This is a genomic window from Mycobacterium sp. G7A2 (genome assembly GCF_041902445.1).
In the GTDB taxonomy this organism is placed as follows: Bacteria; Actinomycetota; Actinomycetes; order Mycobacteriales; family Mycobacteriaceae; genus Mycobacterium.
Map to the genome: position 1 here is coordinate 998,555 of NZ_CP169251.1, position 21,950 is coordinate 1,020,504.

Sequence of the window (21,950 nt, forward strand, 5' to 3'; positions counted from 1 at the left end):
CCCGACACGGTGCTGACCGGTCAGTGGAACACGAATCGGGGGAGTCAGTCGGCGATCAACGGCCACAGGCCAGATGCGCCCGCACTCAGGGCGGCTCGAGTCAGAACCTCGTCCCAATGCCGCACCGACCCGTACTCGGAACGCCAGCCCAGCGCCGCGCGGGTGTACTCGTGGAGCCGATGCTCGATCGTCGTGCCGATGGCGCCGTGTGCCTGGTGGGCGTTGCGAGAGACCACCGAGGTGGCATGCCCGGCGCACGAACGTGCCACCGCAACCAAGAATGGGAGATTGTCCGCCGCCCAGTCGCTCGCTATCGCGACCGTCAACGCGGCCTCGGTGGCAGCTCGCGCCAGCGCCGCCTCAGCGGCGATGTCGGCGACCATGTGCTGGACAGCCTGGAACTTCGACAGTGAGCGGCCGAACTGCACGCGGGAAGAGGTGTGCTCGATCGTCAGATCCAGCGCAGAATCGAGTGCCGCGCAGATCTGGATCGAGCGGACCAGCGCGGCCTTCAGCCGCAGCTGTGCCACCAGCGTATCCGACACGGCGGAGCCCTGTGCCTCCAGCGCGGCCAGGTCGGCGGCGACGGTGTCGCGGGGCTCGCCAATCGCGTTGCAGCCCGCTGTGATTCGCAGGGCGTCCGCATCAAGGTCGGCCACGCGGTGGCCCTCGCCATCCGCCCAGATGGTCACGACACGCTGGGCGGATACCGCCCACGGGACGCCGGTGGCGGTGCCGGATTCGTTGAGCAGGCACACGGTGCGGACGGCGTCGTCGACCGGCAGCCCCACCGACTCGAGAACCCAGCACGCCAACAGGTCGTGTTCGGCCAGCGGAACCCGGACTGCGTGTCGGGCCGCTGCCGAGATCAGCTCGGCGGACTCGGCCCAGCCGGCTCCGCTGCCGCCGTTTTCGGGTGATCCAGTCAGCCGCGCGAGTCCCAGCTCATCCAGCTGGCTCCATAATTCGGAGTCGTGAAACACCGCGCCCACCGGGGGGTGAGTGTCGCGGTACGCGGCCAGAACGCCATCCATCATCTCGACCAGGTCGGTGTCGACCGTCACGTTGGGATCCGTCGAGGTGGTCATCGCAGCCCCAACCCGCGCGCGATCACGCCGCGCAGTACTTCGGTCGTTCCGCCGCGCAGCGTGAACCCCGGCCGCTGATCCACGGCGACGCCGATCAGGTCGCGGAATCCGGCACCGGTGGTGGTCTCGTCGCCGGTGCGGAGATCGGCGAAGTCGGCGATGTCGCCTTCGGTGGAGGTCCCGAGTAACTTGACCACGGACGCGGACACGTCGGCGGGCTCATGGCGTTCGAGCGCACCGGCCACCGCGGTCGACATGTGGTGCAATGCCGCGACGCGGGCAACCAGACGGCCGAGCTCGGCGTCGTACGGGATGTTCTGCGCAGCCATGTTCTCCGTTGTCTCGGCCAACACCGTGAAGGTGGACAGCACGCGTTCGGGCCCGCTGCGCTCGAAACTGAGCTCGGACGTGACCTGGCGCCACCCGTCTCCGATCGCACCGAACACCATGTCGTCGGCGACGAAGGCGTTATCGAGGATCACCTCGTTGAAGTGATGGCTGCCGTTCATCGAGACGATCGGACGCACCTCGACGCCCGGACCGTCGAAGCGCACGATGAACTGGCTCAGCCCGTCGTGGCGGTGGGCGGGGTCAGCCGGCGCGGTCCGGGCGAGCACGATGAACGCATGTGCGCGGTGCGCGCCCGAGGTCCATACCTTGGTGCCGGACAGCGACCATCCGCCTTCGGTGCGGATGGCGCGGGTGCGCACGCTGGCCAGGTCGGACCCTGAATCCGGTTCGCTCATCCCGATACCGAAGAAACACTCGCCGGCGGCGATCCCGGGCAGGAACTCGCGCCGTTGAGCCTCGGTGCCGTTCTTGAGCAGTGCGGGAACGATCTGCCGGTCGGCGATCCAGTGCGCGGCCACCGGGGCGCCGGCAGCCAGAAGTTCCTCGGTGACGATGAATCGCTCGATATGCGAACGGCCCTGCCCGCCGTATTCTCTGGGAACAGTCATTCCGAGGTAGCCGTGCGCCGCGAGCGCTTTGGTGAAAGCCTCGTCCCAGCCACACAGCCAGGCATCGACCGACGGGGTGAAGTTCTGCTGGGCACGTTGGTCGGCGAGGAACGCGCGCACCTCGGCGCGTAGGGCGGCCGTGTCGGCGATGCCCAGTCCGGCGGGGGGGACGAGTCGCGCGCGCGCCATCAGGATGTCCGCCATCGAGCTATACGTTGTTCGTGTTCGGTGTCTCGATGGGCCAGCGGTTGCATGGCCGCCGCCATCCCCAGCGTCGACTCCAGCAGCCCCGTTCGGGACTCCTGCAGTAGGCGCTTGGCCATTCGTAGCGTGTGCGGTGGGTTTTTGGCTATGCGGGTTGCGAGTTCGTTTGCTGCGATGAGCAATTCGCCGTGGGGAACCACCCGGCTCACCAACCCCCATTCGTACGCGGTGGCGGCGTCGATTCTATCGCCGGTCAACGTCATCTCGGCGGCGCGTTCATAGCCGATCGCGCGCTGCAGGAACCACGTGCCGCCGTCTCCTGGCACGATGCCGATCTGGACGAAGCTCTCCGCGAAAGAAGCTCGATCGGAGGCCACTCGCAGGTCACACATCGCAGCGAGATCGCAACCAGCGCCGATCGCCGGTCCGTTGACTGCGGCGATGATGGGAACTTCGAGCCGCGCCAAAGCTCGCGGGATCCGCTGAATACCGTCGACGTAGGCGAATCGCTGAGCGATCGAGTCAAGCCCGAACATGCCTTGCCGATCAGCCATCTCTCTGACGTTGCCGCCGGCGGAGAAGATCTTGCCCTCGCCGGTGAGGATGATCGCCCGAACCCCGGTGTTGGTGTTGGCCGCATCCACTGCGGATTCAAATGCTCTGATGAATTCACCCCCGCTGATGGCATTTCCGGCGCGCGGGAGGTTGATCGTCCACGTCTGGACGGCATCAGCGGTCTGGACGACCAGCGGGTCGAGTGACGTGCTCAAGGGTGCTCGCTTCTGCTATGTGAGTGGACGACTGCCGGTTGTCAGGGCAGCTGCAGGGATTTGACCTGTAGGTACTCCTCGAAGCCGATGCGCCCGAGCTCGCGGCCGATACCGGATTTCTTGTAGCCGCCGAACGGTGCGGCCGGGTTGTACTTACCGCCGTTGATGTCGAGCTGGCCGGTCTGCACCTGTCGGGCGAAAGCCACCGCGGTGTCATCATCGGCCGCCCACACCGCACCCGAGAGCCCATACGCAGTGCTGTTGGCGATCTCCAGGGCTTCGTCGGCATCGCGGAACGGGATGACCGCCAGGACCGGGCCGAACACCTCCTCCTGCCCCAGTTCCGAGGCAGGGTCGACGTCGGCGAATACCGTCGGGGCAACGTAGTAACCGACGTCGCGGATTTTCTGGGCACCACCGGTCAGCAGCCGCGCACCCTCGCCCGACGCCCGTTCGATGAAGCCGAGCACGGTCTGCTGCTGGCTTTGCGACGCCGAAGGACCGATCCGGGTACCCGGATCGGTCGGGTCACCCACGGTGTACTTGCCGACGGCCGACTCGACGATGTCGAGAGCCTCGCTGTATCGCGACAGCGGGACCAGCATGCGGGTCCAGGCCATGCAGGTCTGGCCGCCGTTGAGGAACGCGTTGCCGACACCGACCTTCACCGCGGTGCTCAGGTCGGCGCCGTCGAGGATGACGTTGGCTGACTTACCACCCAGTTCCAGCGCCACCTTCTTGATGGTCCCGCCGGCCAGTTCGCCGACCCGGCTGCCGACACCGGTGGAACCGGTGAACGAGACGAAGTCGACGTCCTCGTGCTCCGAGAGCCGCTCGCCGATGACCCGCCCGGGCCCGGATACCAGGTTCACCACCCCTGGGGGTAGGCCGGCGTCGTGCAGTGTTTCGACGAACTCGAACACCGACAGCGGAGCCTCGTTGCTCGGTTTGAGCACCACCGTGCATCCCGCCGCGATCGCAGGGATGACCTTGGCCACCACCTGATACAGCGGATAGTTCCACGGGGTGATCGCCGCGACGACACCGTAGGGTTCACGGGTGACCAACGAGTTGCCGATGCGCTCCTCGAACTCGAACGTGGCCAATGCATCGGCGAATCCGCGGGCCACTGCGAGCGGCACTTGGGTCTGGACGGACTGTGCGATGCGGATCGGCGCACCCATTTCGGCGGTGATGGTCTCGGCGATATCGGGCAGCCGCTTGTTCATCGAGGTGATCACCGCGTCCAGGCGTTCGCGCCGCTCGGAGACCCCGATCGTCGGGTCGAAGGCTCTACGCGCGGCGGCCACGGCGGCATCCACATCGGCGTCGGTGCCGCTGGGTACGGCGCCGAGGACCTCCTCGGTGGCGGGGTTGATCACGTCGATGGTGTCGGTCCCGCTGGGGGACACCCATGCACCGTCGATGTAGAGCTCGGTGCGGCTGTAGGTGTGGTTGCTCAACTCTGGTGTCTCCGGGTTGGTGGGATCAGGGCACGATGCTGGCACGGACGTCGCGCCTGTCCTCGGCGGCAGCGAAGGCCTCGTTGATGTCGTCCAGGGAGTAGCACGCCGTGGCGAGCCGTTCGAACGGTAGCCGGTGCTGGTATTCCTCGAGGAAGGCCAGCGCGCGTGACAGCACTGCCGGGTCGTACAGGGATACGCCGACCATCGTCTTGTTGCCGAACACGAACCGGGACGGGTCGAACGCGAAGGTCTTGCCGATGTTGATGTTGCCGATCTCGACGTAGCGGCCGAACTGCCCGAGCAGCTTGAGGCCTTCGTCGATGGCCGAGGGATGCCCGACGACCTCGACCACCACATCAGCGCCCTGCCCGTCGGTGAGCTTTCGGACGATCTTGGCCCGCTCCTTTTCGGTCGTCACCTCGGTGATGTCGATGACGGTGTCGGCGCCGAACGCGGTGGCCAATTCCAGCCGCTCGGGCACTCCGTCGATCGCGATGACCTGTGCCGCGCCTCGCGCTTTGGCGACCGCGACGGCGTACAACCCCAGTGCGCCTGCGCCCTGGACCACCACGTACTCGCCGAGCTGCTGGTCGACCCGCTCGAGGCCGTACATGACCTGGGCGAGTGCACAGTTGGCGCCGGCGGCGATGTCGTCGGAGACCGTGTCCGGGACGGTGTAGACCACGGCGCCGGCGGGAAGCACGAAGAAGTCCGCGTAGCCACCGACGAAGTAGGGCGGTTCGTCGGCTCGCCCGAGCATTGCCATCCTGAGATTCAGGCACGCATTCCGGCGACCTGCCAAACAGGTTCGGCAACAGTGGCAGCTGAAGAAGTACGGGAATACCACGCGGGTACCGATTTCCAGGTGCCTACCGTTCGAGTCCGTGTCGACCCCGGCACCCATCGCCGCGACCGTGCCGACCGTCTCGTGGCCGAGGACGGTGGGGAGCTGTCCGCCCAGACCTCGCGTGGCAAAGGTTCCATGCCAGGCGTGGACGTCCGAACCGCAGATGTTGGCCCGCGTCACCTTGATCAGGATCTCGCCCGGGTTGACATCCGGCAGGGTGACGTTCTCGATCGCGAACGGCTGCCCCGGCTCGTCGAAGCGGGCGATGCGTCCCTTGAACGGGGCCAGCGTCATGGACGGAATTCCTCTCGCTCAGAAAGCGGTTCGACGCGCTGAGTCATTAGGTGACGTTGCGCGTCGCCAAGCATCGCCGTGGACGTTATCGGCGTCTGGGTCCGGCGCAGGTCGTGCTTCCCGCCCAGCGGACACCACCAGGTGCGGTGACGGTCACACGCCCCCGGCTACCTGCTGCTGAATTGATCGCGTAGGAGTCGCTTGAGCAGCTTGCCGCTAGGATTCTTGGGGAGGGCGTCGACGAAGTAGACCTGTTTGGGTGTCTTGAACCCTGCGAGGTGTGTTCTGCAGTGCCGGACCACCTCTTCTTCGGTCAGCTGCGTGCCCCGGCGGGTCACCACTGCAGCCACCACAGCCTCCACCCATGTCGGGTGCGGCACGCCGAACACGGCCGCCTCCTCGACCGCGGGGTGCCGGTAGATGACTTCTTCGACCTCGCGGCTGGCGACGTTCTCGCCGCCCGTTTTGATCATGTCCTTCTTACGGTCCACCACGTGCAGGAGGCCGTGGTCGTCGTAGTAGCCCAGGTCGCCGGAATGGAACCACCCTCCGCGGAACGCCTCGGCGGTCTTGGCATCGTCATCGAGGTACCCGAGCATCAGATGGGGGCTACGGTGCGCGATTTCGCCGACGACGCCCTGCATGACGGGGGTGTTGTCGTCGTCGAGGATCGCCGTCTCCACATTGATCACCGGCCGGCCCGCAGCACCGGGGTGAGCGTCCTGTTCGTCGGGGCCCAACGCCGACGCCAGGGGGGCCATCTCCGTCTGGCCGTAGAAATTCCACAACCGCAGATTGGGCAGCCTCTCCCGCATCTCTGCCAGGATCTCGACCGGCATCGCGGAGGCGCCGTAGTAGCCCTTGCGCAGGCTGGACAGGTCTACTTGGTCGAAGGTGGGTGAGCGCAGCAACGATATCCACACCGTGGGCGGTGCGAAATAATTTGTCACCCGATATTTTTCGATGGTTTGCAGCACCGCTTCGGGATCAGCGCCCGGCAGGATGATGCTGGTCGCTCCGAGATAGATGTCTGTGATGAGAAAGTTGTCGAGCTGGGCGCAGTGGTACAGCGGCAACGTATGGACCTCGACGTCCGTACCTTCCATGGAGCCGGCGATGATCGAACTGATGAAGTTGCCCATCAGACTTCGGGTGGAGTGTTTGGCACCCTTGGGGTGTGATTCGGTTCCGCTGGTGTACATCAACCGAATCAGCTGATCGTCGTCGATGTGCGGGTGCGGGGCTGCTGACTCGGTCTGCAACCACTGCGCGAAATCCTGCCAGCCCATCGGGAGCTGCTGGCCGGGCAGGACGAGCGCGCTCGTCGTCTTGACCTTCCCGGCGAGCTGCATCGCGGCCTCGGCCGTCGGGATCAGGTCGGCCTCGACGATGAAGCCGGTGGCCTGGCTGTGGTCGAGGATGAAGGAGATCTCCTGGGCGGTGAGCATGAAGTTGATCGGAACAAGCACCACGCCGGCGCGTGCGGTCGCGAACGCCAGGACTGCGTACTGCCAGCAGTTGTGGGCCAACAGCGCTACGCGGTCTCCCATATCGAAACCGTTGTCGCTCAACGCTGCGGTTGCTCGGTCGACGAGATTCTCGAATTCGGCGAATGTCAGCTCCACGTCACCGTCGATGATGGCGATCTTGTCGGGCTTCCTGCGCGCCGAACGGCGCGGAATGTCGCCGAGCGCGTGGCTTCGTGCCGAGGCGAGGACGGCATGAAGATCATCCATGAATCGGACTGTAGGGGCGGGGTCGGTTGGCGATCGAGCCACGTCCCGCTCAGTAGAAAGCGCGGCAGCCAATCACGTGCGGCGATCCCATACTCGAACCACGACCTAGGAGGATCGATGACGATCGCTGTGACCGTGGCTTCCGCCGAGAAATCTGTGGACCCCGAGGAACTGCGCGCCAACCTGCGGAAAGCCGACGCCGGGATACTGGTGGCGGTACTGGCTCAGCTGACCGGCGACCCGGGAGTGGCGGACCGGTATGCGGCCAAGATCTCCTTCACACCGGATCCGCCCGAACAGGTCGGCACCACCGATCCGGAAACACTGGAGACGCTTGTGGAGGCGGTGACGGCCGCGCTGGCCGGGCCACGTCGCAGCGACGCGGTGGCGTTCGATGATCCGGGCCTGTTCAGTCGTATCGCCCCACTGGCACTGGGTACCGAGGTCGGCGAGGAATACGTCGGTCTGCTGCTGGAACAGGGCGGCTTTCATCCTTCCCAGCCGGTGCTGCCGCGGAACGCAAAGCTGCCAGCGGGGTTCAAGGTGGTCATCGTCGGGGCCGGCATCGCGGGGATGGCGGCCGCGCTGGAATGCGCCGCTGCGGACATCGACTACGAGATCATCGACCGCAACGATGAAGTCGGCGGCACGTGGTACACCGCCGTCTACCCGGGTATCGGGGTGGACACGCCGTCGGCCTACTACTCCCTGTCGCGTGACATCAACGGTGACTGGACGAGTTACTACCCACAGGGCGCTGAGTATCAGCGCTACCTGCAGTCTGTCGCCGACAAGAATGGGCTGCGTGAGAAAACCCGGTTCAGCACCGAAGTGGTGGCGCTGCACTGGGATGAGAACCGCGCGATGTGGGCGGTCCACACCGTCGACGCCGACGGAACGCGGGATGTGTCGTACGCCAACGTCGTTGTGCCCGCCGCAGGTTACCTCAATCGTCCCCGATGGCCCGACCTTGCGGGCCGGGAGGATTTCGCCGGCGTGAGCATCCATTCGGCCGAGTGGGATCCCGAACTTTCTCTGCAAGGCAAGAAGGTGGCGATCATCGGCGCCGGATGCACCTCTGTCCAGATCGTGGACGCCTGCGTCGACGAGGTCGAGCATCTGACGGTGTTCCAGCGGCAGCCGCACTGGGTGGCACCGAGGAAGCGGCTGACCGACGATGTCCCGGAACATCGCCGATGGCTCAACGCGCACATCCCGTACTATGCGAATTGGATACGGCTGAAGTCGTTTTGGGGCACCGCCGACAACAACCACCCCGTCATCATCCGGGATCCCGAGTGGGCGGCCGAGCACCTGTCCATCTCGAAGGCCAACGACGTGTTGCTGCAGATGTGCCTCGAGTACATCGACCGGGTTTTCGGTGCCGACTCCCTACTGGCACAAAAGGTCACACCCGACTTCGCGCCATACGGTAAGCGCATCATCCGCGATCCCGGAGGTTACTACGCGGCGTTGACCCGCGAGCACGTCGATGTCGAAGCGAGTGAACCCGCCAGCGTCAACGAGCGCGGCATCGTCACCCAGGACGGCCGCCAGATCGACCTCGACGTGATCATCTACGCCACGGGCTACTACCTCGACTTCCTGTCCACGGTGGACATCCGCGGCCGCGATGGTGTCGAACTCCGTGAGGTTTGGGGTGACAGCCCCAGCGCCTACCGCGGGGGACTGGTCCCGGGATTTCCGAACATGTTCATCTCTTCCGCACCGAATTACAGCCCCGGACACGGCGGCGGCCACAACTTCGGAGTTGAGGTCATGGTGCATTACGTCATGGAGTGCCTGCAGTTGATGGCCGAGCGCGGCGCCGCGACGCTGGAGGTCACACCGGAGGCGTTCGAAGCCTACGTCCGCGAGATCGACGATGCGATGGCCGAGACCGTGTGGTGCCACACCCCCACCGCGCATACCTATTACCGCTCCGGGGGCGGCCGTATCGTGACAGCCTTTCCATTCCGCATGATCGACGTTTGGCGGAGCCACCGCACGCCCAAAGAAGAGGATCTTCGTCTCCAGTGACTGCACTCCTCACCGGTAGAACAGCGTTGGTGACCGGCAGCAGCCGTGGCATCGGCCGGGCCATTGCCCAGCGTCTGGCCGCCGAGGGCGCGACGGTAGCGGTCACCGCCCGTTCCTATGAGCCGTCAGTGTCCACCCGGGCCGGAAATAGTGTCGAGATCCCCGGCACCATCGGCGAGACCATCGAGCTGATCGAGGCCGCGGGCGGCCAGGCGTTCGGCGTCGCGTGTGACCTCGAGGATGCCCAGCAGCGTGCGGCACTGATCGATCACGTCGTCGACCACACAGGGCGTCTGGACATCCTGGTCAACAACGCCGGCTACGCCGACTACTCGATCGTCGAAGACATGGAACTGGAGACATTCGACCGCACGGTCGAACACTACGTGCGCACGCCGTTCGTGTTGACGCAGAACGCGATTCCGTACATGCGGCGCCAGGGCGCGGGATGGATCGTCAACATAGGCTCTGTCACCGGGCTGGCACCAGTGCGCCCTTACCGCGAGTACAACAGAACTTCCGGTGATGTCGTGTACGCGTCGATGAAAGCCGCGTTGCACCGGTTCACCCAGGGCGTGGCCGCCGAACTTCTCGATTCCAATATCGCCGTCAACGTGGTGGGGCCTTCGAGTGCGGTTCGGACGCCCGGAGCGGCGAGCCTGATCCCGGACACGTTCCCGACCGAGCCGGTGGAATATCTCGCCGAAACGGTGCTGGCGATGTGCCATCGGCCCGCCGTGGAGCGCACCGGGTTGATCGCTTTCAGCCTGCATTACCCCTGGACGCACCGCATGACGGTGCGCAGCCTGGACGGCACCACGACGCTGCCGGCGCTGGAGCCACCGGCCACCGCGAACCCGAACATCCTGCCGCTGGGTTTGTAGGCGCGTCAGCGTAAGACCCGGCCGCCGTCTGTGCAGAAGCTATGGCACACGCGTTCGCGGACGATGACATTGGGGCATTCAGGGTCGAACCACTGGTCGACGACGGCCCAATGGATCGGATGCATGAGGTAGGCGCCCATGATGCCGTCGGTGTCGCTGAACTCCTGGTCGAACACGTGAGTCCACGCGTTGCCCACGGCGTGATCGGGCCGGCTCAGCTGCCATGCACTGATCGTGGAGACATAGCCAGGTAGCTGTTCCAGATCTGCGCAGAACCGGCTTTGGGTTGCGGGCGAGACACCGTGCTCCACGCGCAGGAGCAGCGTGCGGTACACAGTTCCGGGTGCGCGGTCGGCGATGACGGTGGGGCTGCCGTGATAGCTGACACCGTTGACCCGAGTGATCGCTGGATCGGCCAGCGCCGCATCGAAGTCGTCCGACACGGCGGCCCACTGTTCGCTGTCATCGAAGCGTAGGTGAACCAGGACGTCGCCGCCGTTGCGGCTGCCCGGCAACGTGGGCGCGACGAGATGCCGGGCGGCGCCGCTTTCCTGCGCGAGCTTGTTAACCAGTTGCTGTATCCGCGCACAGTCCGCTTCGGCGACATCGAGGAGGCGGGTGACGCTATACATCGCAGAGTCTTTCGACGTCCTCGAACGCTGAGGCGGCACTGCGGTCCCTTTCGGCGATCATCGCCTCCACACTGTCCCACCACGCACCCACCTGAGGATCCGGACGGCCCTTCCACGTCATCTCCCACCATGCGCGAGCACTGGGTAGAGACCACGTGATGGTGATGGTGTTCGACTCGGTGGCGTACCAGATCGGCGGTGATACCAGAACGGTGCACAGAGTCATCCCGCGTTCGCGGGCACCTGGCGCATACTCAGCCAGGTATCTGTCGATGAACTCGCGGGCCCGCCCTGGTCGGCTGACCACGCGGTCGATGACGAAGACTTCACCGTCTGCCATGACATCGAGATTAAGGACCGGACAATCTACTGCGGTCCGTGATCCCGGCCAACGGGAGACGGGTGTTGACGCATCGCCGCCTGACATCGACGGTGTTCTGATGGCCGACCTCAGCACGGATCCGTTCAGCCCCGTCCGGCTGGGGTCTGTCCTACTTCGTAATCGAGTCATCAAAGCCGCGACCTCAGAGGGCCGTTCGCCGGATGGTCGGGTCACCGACGATCTGGTCGATTTCCACCGCAGCTTCGCCGAAGGTGGGGTCGGTATGACGACTGTCGCCTACTGCTGTGTGTCACCTCAGGGTGCCAGCGCCCCCGGACAGATCGTGATGAACGGTGATGCACTGCCGGGCCTGCGCAAGCTTACCGACGCCGTACACGATGCCGGTGCCGCCATTTCGGCACAGCTTGGCCACGCCGGCGTTGTCGCGCCGAAAAAGCTGACTGGGGTCACCGCGGTGGCGCCGAGTCGGTTCGTCAACCCGACATCGTTCGCGTACTGCCGTGAAATCCGGCGGGACGAGATCGAGTCGGTAATCGAACAGTTCGCCGCCGCATCACGGGTCGCTGTCGAATCCGGGTTCGACGCTGTAGAACTGCATTTCGGCCATCTGTATCTGCCGAGCTCTTTCCTGAGCCCGTTGATCAACCGGCGCAAGGACGAGTACGGTGGTGACATCGACAACCGGTCGCGTCTGGTCCGTCAGATCGCGAGGCGGGTCCGCGACGTCGTCGGTGACCGTATCGCGGTGATCGCCAAGCTCGACATGGACGACGGCTTGCCCGGCAGCATTTGGATCGACGAGGCGCTGCGCACAGTTCAGCTTCTCGACGCCGACGCCGCGCTCGATGCCATCGAGCTGACGCAGGGATCCTCGGTGTACCGCCCGATGTACCTTTTCCGCGGCGATGTCCCGGTCCGGGAGTTTGCGAAAGTGATGCCGCCGATGTTGCGTCCAGGAGTCCGGATCCTCGGTAAGGGCGTGATGGGAAGCTACCCCTATCAAGACCTCTACATGCTTCCCGCCGCGCGGCAGTTTGTCCCGATCGTCAGCAATACCAAGCTGATTCTCCTCGGCGGGATCACCAACCGCGACCACATCGATACCGGCTTGCGGGAGGGCTTCGACTTCGTCGCCATGGGACGTGCCCTGCTGCGGGAACCCGACCTGGTCAACAAGATGATCGCCGACTCGAGCGTGCGAAGCCGGTGCAATCACAACAACAGGTGCATGGTGACCGTGTTCGGTAGGACTCACTGCGTGCTGGACCCGCAGCAGCGCTACGGAGTGGCCGCGACGAGCGAGGTGCCTGGACTCCGCGCCGTCAATTCGTGACGGGACTGCCCACCAGCTCGGTGACGTCGGTGCACACCCGTTCGCGGGCCTGGCGGCAGATGTCAAAGTTAGGCATGGTCATGAACCCGTGCACACCGCCCTCGAAGTAGCGGCACACGCTGGGCACCCCGGCAGCCTCCAACGCCTCGACGTAGGCCAGACCCTCGTCGCGCAGGGGGTCGTGCCCCGCGACCACAGTGATCGCCGGCGGTAGCCCGGACAGGTCGGGGGCGGCCAGCGGCGACGCGTACGGGTGGGTCCGGTCCGCGATCACGGGCACGTATTGATCCCAATACCACCGTAGGGCTGTGACGGGGTTGTAGTAACCCGTGCCGAAGAGACGATAGGACTCGGTGTCGAAGTCCGCGGCGATCACCGGGTAGAGCAGCACTTGACCGGCGAGGGCGGGGCCGCGACGGTCACGCGCCATCAACGCCGTGACGGCAGCGAGGTTGCCCCCGGCGCTGTCGCCGCCGACGAGCAGGTTCGATGAGTCCCCGCCGAGCTCACCGATGTTCTCGGCCGCCCACGCGGTCACGGCGTATACGTCCTCGGCGGCGGCGGGCCACTGGCCCTCTTCTGACGCTCGGCGGTAGTGCACAGACACGACAACGGCGGACATGCCGTTGGCGAATGCGCGGCACAGCCCGTCATGGCTGTCCAGGTCACAGAAGACCCAGCCGCCACCGTGCGCGTAGACCAATGTGGGACAGCCCTTTTCAGCCGCAGCGGCAGGGCGGTAGATACGCACGGTCACTGATCCGTCTGGGCCCGCGACGGTGCGTTCCTCGACCGCTGCGACGGGCTCGGGTTCGGCAGGGGGAACGAAGCGCGAGCGGATCGCCGCGCGGGCCTCGTCGCCTGTCATCGTGTGAACCGGCGGAAAACCGGAGTCGAGTGTCGTCAGGATGGTGGCGATCTGCGGGTCGACGCTCATACGAGCCGCAGGTTGGTCTTGGCTGCCGGAACCGGCATCGGGCCGCCACGCAACGGGCGGATCTGCTGCAAGGTGGGCGCTACGCGCATCGGGCCGCCTTCGACGGCGCGCCAGATGCGCAGGGCCGCCATCCGAACCGGTGCGACCAGTTGCTGATCGAACTTCATCTGGTTCATGGGCCCGCACACCGACACGGCAGCAACCGCTTCGCCCGGTTCTCCGATAGGCGCTGCGACACAACCGAACCCAGGAACCGACTCCTCGCGGTCGAAGGCGATGCCGTGTGCCTGGACCTTCTGCAACTCGGTGCGCAACTGACCTGGGGTCGAGATCGAGTACTTCGTCCTGCGGGGCAGGAGATCGCTGTCGTAGGTCAGGATGTCCGGGTTGTCGGCGAACGCAAGTATCGCCTTACCCACGGCAGCACAATGCGCCGGCTGGCGGCCACCGACTCGGGTCGGGATGGCGGCGACCATGCGGTTGCCGACCTTTTCCATGTAGACGACGTCGGGCCCGTCGAGGACTGCGAGATGGACGACGAGTCCGGTCGCAGCGTGCAGCTCGTGCAACATCGGGATGGCCGCCTTGTGGAGCCGGTCTTGATGAACGGCCAGCGAACCGAGCTCGACAAGCCGCATCCCTAATTCGTAGTCGCGGCCGCTGCGGCGTAGCCAGCGTAATTGCACGAGCCGCTCAAGCATCCGGTGCGCTGATGACCGCGGTAGCCCGGTCTTGCGGACGATCTGGGCGAGGGTGAGCCGGCCAGGTCCATCAAAGGCGTCCAGCACGAGCGACACCCGATCGATCACGGCGCTGGGCGTTTCGGCGGCTGCTTTCCCGGCGACTGCCGCCGGGGTTTCGATGGTCACGGTCATCGGGATCCTCCGTGGGCTGATAATGCCTAATAGGCATATGCCTATTGGTAATATAGAAGTATCACATCGCTGTGGCTGCTGTCACATAGATGCGCCATCTCGGAGGGGTGCCGAATCGCCCAAGCTTGGTGCCCCTACTGGGCAACCGCTCTGAACTGGGCAAACTCTCACCTGAGGGTGAGGGGTGAGGGGTGAGGGGCGCGGAAGGTCGTCAGGCCCCAGCGGCGCTGCGGCCGGCGCGGCGGCCGTAGAAGCTGCCATCGCCGAGGGAGATACCGCTGGCGTACCCCCAAGCCGCCAGGCCGGCCGAGCAGCGTCCCGCGGCGAAAAGCCCGGGAATGGGATCGCCGCTGACGTGCAGGACCTCCGCGTCGAGCGTGGTGGCCAGGCCGCCGAGGGTGAAGCCGCCCGTGCTTTCTCGGAGGTCGATCGCACCGACCGGGGAGCCGATCGGCTTGAGCCACTGCGCCTTCTTGTGCAGGAGCGGATCCTCACCGCGTGCAGCGCCCGCGTTGTAGGCGGCGACGGTGCCCTGCAGGGCTCCTGAAGCCAGGCCGATCTCGGCCTCCAGGTCGGCGACCGTGTCGGCCACCCACGTGGGCGGACGCAGCATCAGTTTCGGCGACAGCGACGCCATCGCCTCGTCCTGCGCCTCGCCGTCGATGATCAGGTATGCGGTGTTGTCCTGGTGATAGAGCGTCAGCTGGCCGATCCGCCCCGCATAGGTGTCTTCGGCGACATACCGTTGTCCCCGGCCGTTGACCAAGATCCCGCGAGCCAGCTGCTGCGGGTCGGCGAAAATGGCGACCTCGGTGGCGTCCATGTGCGCGAGGTCGGCGCCGAGGGCCTGCGCCATGCGGATCGCCCGGCCGTCGTGCTGCTCGATCGAGGCCGCGGGCCGGCCCGCAATGCGCGGGGCGTACCGCGCCACCATGTCCTCGTTGTAGGCAAAGCTTCCGGTGGCCAGCACGACGCCGCGGCGAGCGCGGACTGTGACGTCGTTGGCGAACTGGCGAGCCACCAGTCCGACGACGCGGCCGTCAGAGGCGACGACAAGTCGTTGCACACGAACGTCGTAGAGAGCGCGTGCGCCCGCCGCCGTCGCCGTGTCGACCAGTGGCTTCATCAGCATGAACCCGGCCGACGCCTCGCCCTGCTTCTTGTCGGCCATCTGGGGGATGTGGCCCCTCGGAGCGGGCTGGGCAATTGTGTTGAACGGAAACGAGTTCTCGCCACCGGAGTACATCAAGCCCTGATCGCCCATGGGCTCCCAGCCTGGTTCCCCGAAGAATTCCTCCTTGAAGGGGACACCGCAGCCGACGAGCCAGTCGAAGTGGGCGACGCTGCCTTCGCAGTAGTCGGCGATCCGCCGCCCATCGGCGCCGGGACCCATGGCCACGTTGAGGAAGGCGGCCATGTTGTCCACCGAATCCGTGAAGCCGCAGGCCTTCTGGAGCGAAGTGCCACCGCCGAGGTAAATGAACCCGCCGGCCATCGACGCCGCACCGCCCCAGGATCCGGTTCGCTCGAGCACCAGCACATCGACCCCGACACGCGCGGCTTCTACCGCCGCCGCGGCACCCGCGACACCGTAGCCGGCTATGACCACATCCGCTTCGTGATCCCAGCGCAGAATCTCGGATTCCGGGACCGGGACGACGTCAGCTGTCATGGGCGCATCGCGGCAGGAAGGTCATCGACCCATTGGTGTCCCCAGTAGCTGTCCGCGGTAATTTCCTCTGCGGTGTAGTAGCTTTCGTCGACGCACATTCCTTCGGTGCCGAACTCGATGTCCCAGTCGCCAGGCGCCCGAACGTAAAAGGACACCATCTTGTCGTTCGTGTGCCGGCCCAGCGTCGAGGACAGCTGGAAGCCGTCCCTGTTGACGCGGTCCAGCGCCTGACCCACCGCGTCGAGGGTGTCGACCTCGACCATCAGGTGGATCACGCCGGGGTCACGCAGCGTGGCCGCCGGGCACAGGGCCAGGCTGTGATGCCGTTGATTGACCCCGAGGAAGCGCACCCGGACGGGACCGAACTCCGGCGGCACCGGCACCCGGAACGCGCCTCGGGACTTGAATCCCATGACCTCGGTGTAGAAGTCGAACATTGCGGGCACGTCCAAAGACGGCAACACCACGTGGCCCAGGCCCTGCTCGCCTGTCACGAATCGGGCACCGAACGGGGTGACGACGGGGCTGTGGTCGAGCACGGCGCCGTGGAAGACCTCCAGCGAGGTCCCGGCGGGATCCTCGAAGGCGATGACCTCTTCGACCCGACGACTGTCGGCTTCGGCCAGCGACAGCTCCTTGTAGGGCGTGCCGGCGGCTTCCAGCGTGCGCTTGACCTCATTGAGGTCCGCCGAGTCGCGCACCTCCCAGCCGACGGTGACGATCTTGTCGGTGTCGCCGGGGGTGACGATGACGCGTGCGGCCCGCTCGTCCATCCGCAAATAGAGCGATTGAGGATCAGGTCCGGTACCGATGGCGAAGCCCAAGACATCGAAGGCGAACTGGCGCCAGCGCGGGATGTCGGTGGCCTGCACGGTGACATAACCGAGGCTCTTGATCAGACTCATCTGTCGCGCCTCCCTATATCATCGCCCGCAGCGGACCTTGCGGATCCACCCCGAGCGAACTGAGTGCCGATGCGTGGTAGACCGTGCCGGGGACGTGGATCGCGTGGGCCTGACCCACGTGAACGTCGCGCCAGTACCGCTGCAGCGGTTTGTCCATTCGGGTGCCGTTGCCGCCGCAGCGGGCGAAGATCTCGTCCACCGCCGACACGGCGCGCCACACGGCTCGGACCTGAGTGCGCCGACCGGCCGCACGGTCCTCGAACGACACGTCCTTACCTGCGTCGACCATGTCGTAGATGCGGTCGGCGTTGGTCAGCAGTTCCTGCCGGGCGGCGTTGATGTCGGCGGCCGCCTCACCGATGGCGTACATCACGTAGGGGTCGTCCTTGACCGCGACGCCGCTGGAGTTCACCCGCGAGCGCTGGTAGTCCAACGCGGCGGCCAGGGCACCCTCGGCGATACCGATCGTGGCCGAGGAGATTCCCAACGGGAACATGGTCGACCACGGCATCAGGTAGAGCGTCTCGGTCATGCCGGCTTCGCGTTGGGCGGTGCCGTCCATGACTTTCATGGCGTCCATCGTCCGGTAGGACGGTACGAACGCGTCCTTGACGATGACATCCTTGGATCCGGTCCCGCGCAGGCCGACCACGTCCCAGGAGTCTTCGACGATCTCGTAGTCCTTGCGCGGCAGAATCATGTGCAGCATCTGCGGCGGCATCAACGGCTTGCCTTCGGCATCGCCGATCATCGCGCCCAGGAAGATCCAGTCGCAGTGATCGGTGCCCGAGCTGAACTGCCATCGACCATTGAAGATGTAGCCACCGTCGACAGGTTTCGCGACGCCCTGGGGCGCGTAGGGCGAGGCGACCCAGGTGTCGACGTCGTCGGCCCAGATCTCGGCACCGACGCGCGGGTCGGCGTACGCGAGCTGATAGGGATGGACACCGACCACGCCGTTGATCCAGCCGGCGGACGGGTCGAGGGCTGCGGTGGCCATCACCGTCTCAGCGAACTCGCGCGGGTGGACCTCCATCCCGCCGTGCTTCTTGGGTTGCAACAGGCGGATGTTGCCGAGCTGCTTCATCGTCTTGACCGTCTCGTCGGTCAGCTTGCCGATCTTCTCGGCCTCCTCGGCTTGCCCACGCATCTGTTCGGCGAACTCGGCGAGATTGTCGATCACCCGTTGTGTCATGACGACAATGGTGGCCTTGCAGGCGTTATACCCGCTGGTGCTGTCCCGGTGAGCGGAAGTGATTCCCTGACTTGTCCTGCCGATGAGCCGCCTCCCACGACCATCCTGCACGTGGTCGATCGAGGCGAAACTCGGTAAAATCCACGCCGATCACGCGCCGAGGCCACATTAGAACTCGATCTTGACGGTGTCGGAGAGCGGGCATGCCTGGCAGGCCAGGAACAGTCCGTCGGCGATGTCCTCTTCTTCAAGAATTCCGCTGTTGCCGAGATCAACCTGGCCGTCGATGACGGTGGCTGCGCAGGAACCGCAGTTACCCTCCCGGCACGAGTAGGGCACTTCGATTCCGGCCGCCACCATCGTGTCGACGAGGTTGCGGCCCACCGGCCAACGCAGGTGGTGTACCTGTCCGTCTATCGAAACCTCCGCGTCGGCCGCCTGGCCGTCGTCGAGAACCGCCTCGACAGCCACTTCGGCGAACGGGTCCCCGTCGAGGGACTGGAACACCTCGAGGTGGATGTGGTCGCGTGGGATACCCGCCTCGGTCAGTGTCTCCTTGACCACCGCCATGAACGGAGCCGGACCGCAGATGAAGGACTGATATCCGGAATAGAGCCCAGCGAAGTTACTCAGCTGCGCGCGGCTGGGCAGACCTTGAACTGACTCCAACCAATGCAGCACGGTGAGTCGGTTCGCATGGCGTGCGGCCAGTTCGCGCAGCTCGGAGGCAAAGATGACCGATGCTTCGTCGCGGTTGGCATAGCACAGCACAACACGGCCCGAGCCTGCCACGAGGACGGACTTCAATATCGACATCACCGGCGTGATGCCACTGCCCGCGGCCCACAACAGGAAGTCGCCGTCGAGATCGCACGGGGTGAAAACTCCCGACGGCGGCAGGGATTCGATGGTGTCGCCGACGGAAACATTGTCACACAACCAATTCGAGCCGTATCCGCCGTCGGTGCGCTTCACGGTCACCTTCGGCGCGTCGCTGGTGTGGGGCGAGCTGGCCAGGGAATAGCACCGCGCCACCGATCCGGTCTGGTCACTGGGAATGCGCAGGGTCAAGAACTGTCCGGGCCGGTAATCGAACTTGTCCCGGTCTTCTCGGGGTACGGCGAATACCAGCGATCGGGCATCCCGGCTCTCTTCGATCACCTCGGTGACGGTGAGGGGTATCGCGCGGGGGGCAGCCAGGGCGCAGCTACCCGTTTCGACGTCGCTCATGCGCAGCATTGTGACCGAGAACAGACCAGCCATCCTGCGGTGGTTGCCAGTGGACGGGACGAATTTCCGATGACCATTCACTGGGAGACGTTCCGGGGGGCTCCGTGCGGACGTCCTAGCCTTCACAGCGTGAGTGCGAATCAGAGTCAGGTCGATGTCGTCGTGGTTGGCGCCGGGTTCGGCGGTCTGTACGCCCTCCACAAATTCCGGGAGCAAGGCCGGTCGGTAAGAGTGTTCGAGGCCGCGCCGGAGGTGGGTGGGACGTGGTATTTCAACAGGTACCCCGGTGCCCGATGTGACGTCGAGAGCCTCGACTACTGCTACTCGTTCTCCGATGAGCTACAACAGGAGTGGACGTGGACCGAGAAGTACGCCACCCAGAGCGAGATCCTGCGGTACATCAACTGGGTCGCCGACAAACTGAACCTCCGCACCGGCATCACGTTCAACACCCGGGTGGTCTCGGCAGTGTTCGACGAGGCAGCTCTGCTCTGGACAGTGACCACCGACGGCGGTGAGACTGTCTCGGCGCGCTTCGTGGTGATGGCGACAGGTCCGCTGTCGGCACCGCTGACCCCGAACATCAACGGCCTCGACACTTTCAACGGCGACATCTATCACACTGCGCACTGGCCCCACGAGGGCGTGGACTTCACAGGCAAGCGCGTCGCCGTCATCGGCACCGGCTCCTCGGGCATCCAGTCGATTCCGATCATCGCGGAACAGGCGGCGCAGCTCTACGTCTTCCAGCGCACGCCGAACTACAGCGTGCCCGCCGGCAATCGGCCGCTGAGCGCCGACGAGATCACCCACGCCAAGGCCACCTACGACGAGCGGCGCCGGATGTCGTGGCGCAGCGGCGGAGGCTCCCCGCATGTGGCGCACCCGAAGCTGACGATGGAGGTGTCCCCGCAGGAGCGGCGGGCTGCCTTCGAAAAGCGCTGGGAACTGGGGGGTGTCCTCTTCTCGAAGACCTTCAGCGACCAAATGATCAACCTCGACGCCAACGAGGAAGCCCGCAAGTTCTACGAGGAAAAGGTGCGGGCGATGATCGACGACCCCGCGGTCGCGGAGCTGTTGATCCCCGATGATCACCCCATCGGCACGAAGCGAATCTGCACCGACACCAACTACTTCACGACGTTCAACCGGTCCAACGTGAAGCTGGTCAGCGTCAAAGAGACGCCGATCGAGTCGATCGATCCCACCGGGATCGTCGTCGGAGGAACGCATTTCGACGTCGACGCGATCGTGTTGGCGACGGGCTTCGACGCGATGACCGGTACCTTGGCCAAGATCGACATCGTCGGCAGGGGCGGACAGAAGCTCGTCGACGACTGGTCGGACGGACCCCGCACCTATCTCGGACTCGGGGTCGACGGATTTCCCAATCTGTTCCTCGTGTCCGGCCCAGGTGCCCCCGCGGTACTGGCGAACATGGTGTTGCACGCCGAGGCTCACATCAACTGGATCGCTGACGCGATCGACTACCTCGACGAGCATGACCTCGCCGCCATGGAGGCCACCACGGACGCGGTGGACGAATGGGTGGCCGAATGTAACAGGCGCGCCGACGCGACGCTGTTCCCCAAAGCAAACTCCTGGTACATGGGTGCGAACGTGCCGGGCAAGCCGAGAGTGTTCATGCTCTTCATCGGCGGCTTTGCCGCATACCTCGACATCTGCGCGGAGGTCGCCAACGCCGGCTACAAGGGATTCAGTCTGCTCAAGGGTTCGTGAATGGCAAGGCTGGGCGGCAAAGTAGCGGTCGTCACCGGCGCGGCCCGCGGCACCGGGCGCGCCCACTGCGAACGCCTCGCTGATAACGGTGCCGACGTGATCGCGGTCGATGTCGGTGATCCAGCGGATCTGGCCGATACCGCCGAGGCGGTGACCAGCCGAGGGTGTCGTTGCTTCGCCGGTGTCGCCGATGTCCGGGACATGGCTGCGCTCGAGGGTGTGGTGGCCACCGGCGTCGCCGAGTTGGGCGGCCTGAATATCGTCGTCGCCAACGCCGGCATCCATGCGCCCGGTGCGCCGACCTGGGAACTGAGTGCCCAGGCGTGGCGAGACACTCTTGACGTCAACCTCACCGGTGTCTGGCTCACCGTCAAGGCCTCGGTTCGGCACTTCGGCCCTGACGGCGGATCGATTGTGATCATCAGTTCCACCAATGGAATTCGCGGCACGGCCAACACAGCCCATTACACTGCCAGCAAGCACGCCGTCGTGGGCTTGGCGCGCACACTGGCCAACGAACTGGGTCCGCGCATGATCCGTGTCAACACGGTGCATCCCGGTGCGGTGGCCACCCCGATGGTCCATAACGAGGCGACCTACCGGCGGCTGTGCCCCGACATCGAGAACCCGTCAGAGGCTGACGCCGCCCGAGTGCTCGCCGGCCGCAACCTGCTGCCGGTGCCATGGGTGGAGCCGGCCGATGTCGCCAACGCGGTGTGCTTTCTGGCCTCTGATGAGGCACGCTACATCACCGGCACGCGCATCGTCGTCGACGCCGGCCTGACCCAGAAGGCGTAGCG

At 65.4% G+C, this 21,950-nt stretch carries 19 protein-coding genes; 5 read left to right on the plus strand and 14 right to left on the minus strand.

Annotated elements, in window-relative coordinates:
* Positions 1 to 44 precede the first annotated feature (44 nt).
* The 6 genes from ACEWX3_RS04935 to ACEWX3_RS04960 form a co-directional block, all read right to left on the minus strand.
* Positions 45 to 1,088: an acyl-CoA dehydrogenase family protein gene (locus tag ACEWX3_RS04935; protein ID WP_374158818.1), complete on the minus strand. Its 1,044-nt coding sequence runs from the start codon at positions 1,086 to 1,088 to the stop codon at positions 45 to 47.
* The gene (locus ACEWX3_RS04940) at positions 1,085 to 2,236 is read right to left on the minus strand and encodes an acyl-CoA dehydrogenase family protein (RefSeq protein ID WP_374159785.1); all 1,152 of its coding nucleotides are present in this window, start codon (positions 2,234 to 2,236) and stop codon (positions 1,085 to 1,087) included. Before ACEWX3_RS04940 ends, ACEWX3_RS04935 begins: the two co-directional genes overlap by 4 nt.
* A complete protein-coding gene (locus tag ACEWX3_RS04945; RefSeq protein WP_374159786.1) occupies positions 2,236 to 3,000 on the minus strand; it encodes an enoyl-CoA hydratase-related protein in 765 nt (254 codons plus the stop codon). Before ACEWX3_RS04945 ends, ACEWX3_RS04940 begins: the two co-directional genes overlap by 1 nt.
* Before the next feature lie 62 nt (positions 3,001 to 3,062).
* Entirely contained in the window at positions 3,063 to 4,484 is a 1,422-nt protein-coding gene (locus tag ACEWX3_RS04950) for an aldehyde dehydrogenase family protein (protein WP_374158819.1), read from the minus strand.
* A 25-nt stretch (positions 4,485 to 4,509) separates the two neighbouring features.
* Positions 4,510 to 5,628 carry a zinc-binding dehydrogenase gene (locus ACEWX3_RS04955; protein ID WP_374158820.1) on the minus strand — a complete coding sequence of 373 codons (1,119 nt, stop codon included), beginning with the start codon at positions 5,626 to 5,628 and terminating at the stop codon, positions 4,510 to 4,512.
* A 167-nt stretch (positions 5,629 to 5,795) separates the two neighbouring features.
* Positions 5,796 to 7,364 (minus strand): acyl-CoA synthetase, encoded by a 1,569-nt coding sequence (locus tag ACEWX3_RS04960; protein ID WP_374158821.1) that lies wholly within the window; start codon positions 7,362 to 7,364, stop codon positions 5,796 to 5,798.
* Positions 7,365 to 7,481: 117 nt separating this feature from the next.
* Here ACEWX3_RS04960 and ACEWX3_RS04965 point away from each other — a divergent pair, with 117 nt between their 5' ends.
* On the plus strand, positions 7,482 to 9,404 hold the full coding sequence (locus tag ACEWX3_RS04965) for a flavin-containing monooxygenase (RefSeq protein ID WP_374159787.1): 1,923 nt from the start codon (positions 7,482 to 7,484) through the stop codon (positions 9,402 to 9,404).
* Positions 9,401 to 10,288, plus strand: a complete 888-nt coding sequence (locus ACEWX3_RS04970) for an SDR family NAD(P)-dependent oxidoreductase (protein WP_374158822.1) — start codon at positions 9,401 to 9,403, stop codon at positions 10,286 to 10,288. Before ACEWX3_RS04965 ends, ACEWX3_RS04970 begins: the two co-directional genes overlap by 4 nt.
* A gap of 5 nt (positions 10,289 to 10,293) precedes the next feature.
* Here the strand turns inward: ACEWX3_RS04970 and ACEWX3_RS04975 are convergent, their stop codons facing one another.
* Together ACEWX3_RS04975 and ACEWX3_RS04980 are read right to left on the minus strand one after the other, a co-directional pair.
* The gene (locus tag ACEWX3_RS04975; protein ID WP_374158823.1) at positions 10,294 to 10,920 is read right to left on the minus strand and encodes a Dabb family protein; all 627 of its coding nucleotides are present in this window, start codon (positions 10,918 to 10,920) and stop codon (positions 10,294 to 10,296) included.
* The gene (locus ACEWX3_RS04980; protein WP_374158824.1) at positions 10,913 to 11,260 is read right to left on the minus strand and encodes a hypothetical protein; all 348 of its coding nucleotides are present in this window, start codon (positions 11,258 to 11,260) and stop codon (positions 10,913 to 10,915) included. Before ACEWX3_RS04980 ends, ACEWX3_RS04975 begins: the two co-directional genes overlap by 8 nt.
* Before the next feature lie 100 nt (positions 11,261 to 11,360).
* Between ACEWX3_RS04980 and ACEWX3_RS04985 the strand changes: the two genes are divergently transcribed.
* A complete protein-coding gene (locus ACEWX3_RS04985; protein ID WP_374158825.1) occupies positions 11,361 to 12,596 on the plus strand; it encodes an NADH:flavin oxidoreductase in 1,236 nt (411 codons plus the stop codon).
* Here the strand turns inward: ACEWX3_RS04985 and ACEWX3_RS04990 are convergent.
* From ACEWX3_RS04990 to ACEWX3_RS05015, 6 genes are all read right to left on the minus strand, one after another.
* Positions 12,586 to 13,533: an alpha/beta hydrolase gene (locus ACEWX3_RS04990; RefSeq protein WP_374158826.1), complete on the minus strand. Its 948-nt coding sequence runs from the start codon at positions 13,531 to 13,533 to the stop codon at positions 12,586 to 12,588. The two genes, ACEWX3_RS04985 and ACEWX3_RS04990, sit on opposite strands and share 11 nt — an antisense overlap.
* Positions 13,530 to 14,408 (minus strand): IclR family transcriptional regulator, encoded by an 879-nt coding sequence (locus tag ACEWX3_RS04995; RefSeq protein WP_374158827.1) that lies wholly within the window; start codon positions 14,406 to 14,408, stop codon positions 13,530 to 13,532. The genes ACEWX3_RS04990 and ACEWX3_RS04995 overlap by 4 nt, the downstream gene beginning before the upstream one ends.
* Positions 14,409 to 14,619: 211 nt before the next feature.
* Entirely contained in the window at positions 14,620 to 16,080 is a 1,461-nt protein-coding gene (locus ACEWX3_RS05000) for an FAD-dependent oxidoreductase (protein ID WP_374158828.1), read from the minus strand.
* Positions 16,077 to 16,985 carry a biphenyl-2,3-diol 1,2-dioxygenase gene (gene bphC, locus ACEWX3_RS05005; RefSeq protein ID WP_374158829.1) on the minus strand — a complete coding sequence of 303 codons (909 nt, stop codon included), beginning with the start codon at positions 16,983 to 16,985 and terminating at the stop codon, positions 16,077 to 16,079. The genes ACEWX3_RS05000 and bphC overlap by 4 nt, the downstream gene beginning before the upstream one ends.
* A gap of 13 nt (positions 16,986 to 16,998) precedes the next feature.
* Positions 16,999 to 18,180 (minus strand): acyl-CoA dehydrogenase family protein, encoded by a 1,182-nt coding sequence (locus tag ACEWX3_RS05010; protein WP_374158830.1) that lies wholly within the window; start codon positions 18,178 to 18,180, stop codon positions 16,999 to 17,001.
* Positions 18,181 to 18,348: 168 nt separating this feature from the next.
* Entirely contained in the window at positions 18,349 to 19,410 is a 1,062-nt protein-coding gene (locus ACEWX3_RS05015) for a 2Fe-2S iron-sulfur cluster-binding protein (protein ID WP_374158831.1), read from the minus strand.
* A 129-nt stretch (positions 19,411 to 19,539) separates the two neighbouring features.
* On the opposite strand from ACEWX3_RS05015, the gene ACEWX3_RS05020 reads away from it, so the two are divergent.
* Together ACEWX3_RS05020 and ACEWX3_RS05025 are read left to right on the plus strand one after the other, a co-directional pair.
* A complete protein-coding gene (locus ACEWX3_RS05020) occupies positions 19,540 to 21,150 on the plus strand; it encodes a flavin-containing monooxygenase (RefSeq protein WP_374158832.1) in 1,611 nt (536 codons plus the stop codon).
* Entirely contained in the window at positions 21,151 to 21,948 is a 798-nt protein-coding gene (locus tag ACEWX3_RS05025; RefSeq protein ID WP_374158833.1) for a mycofactocin-coupled SDR family oxidoreductase, read from the plus strand. It abuts the gene before it with no gap.
* The last annotated feature ends 2 nt before the right edge of the window (positions 21,949 to 21,950 follow it).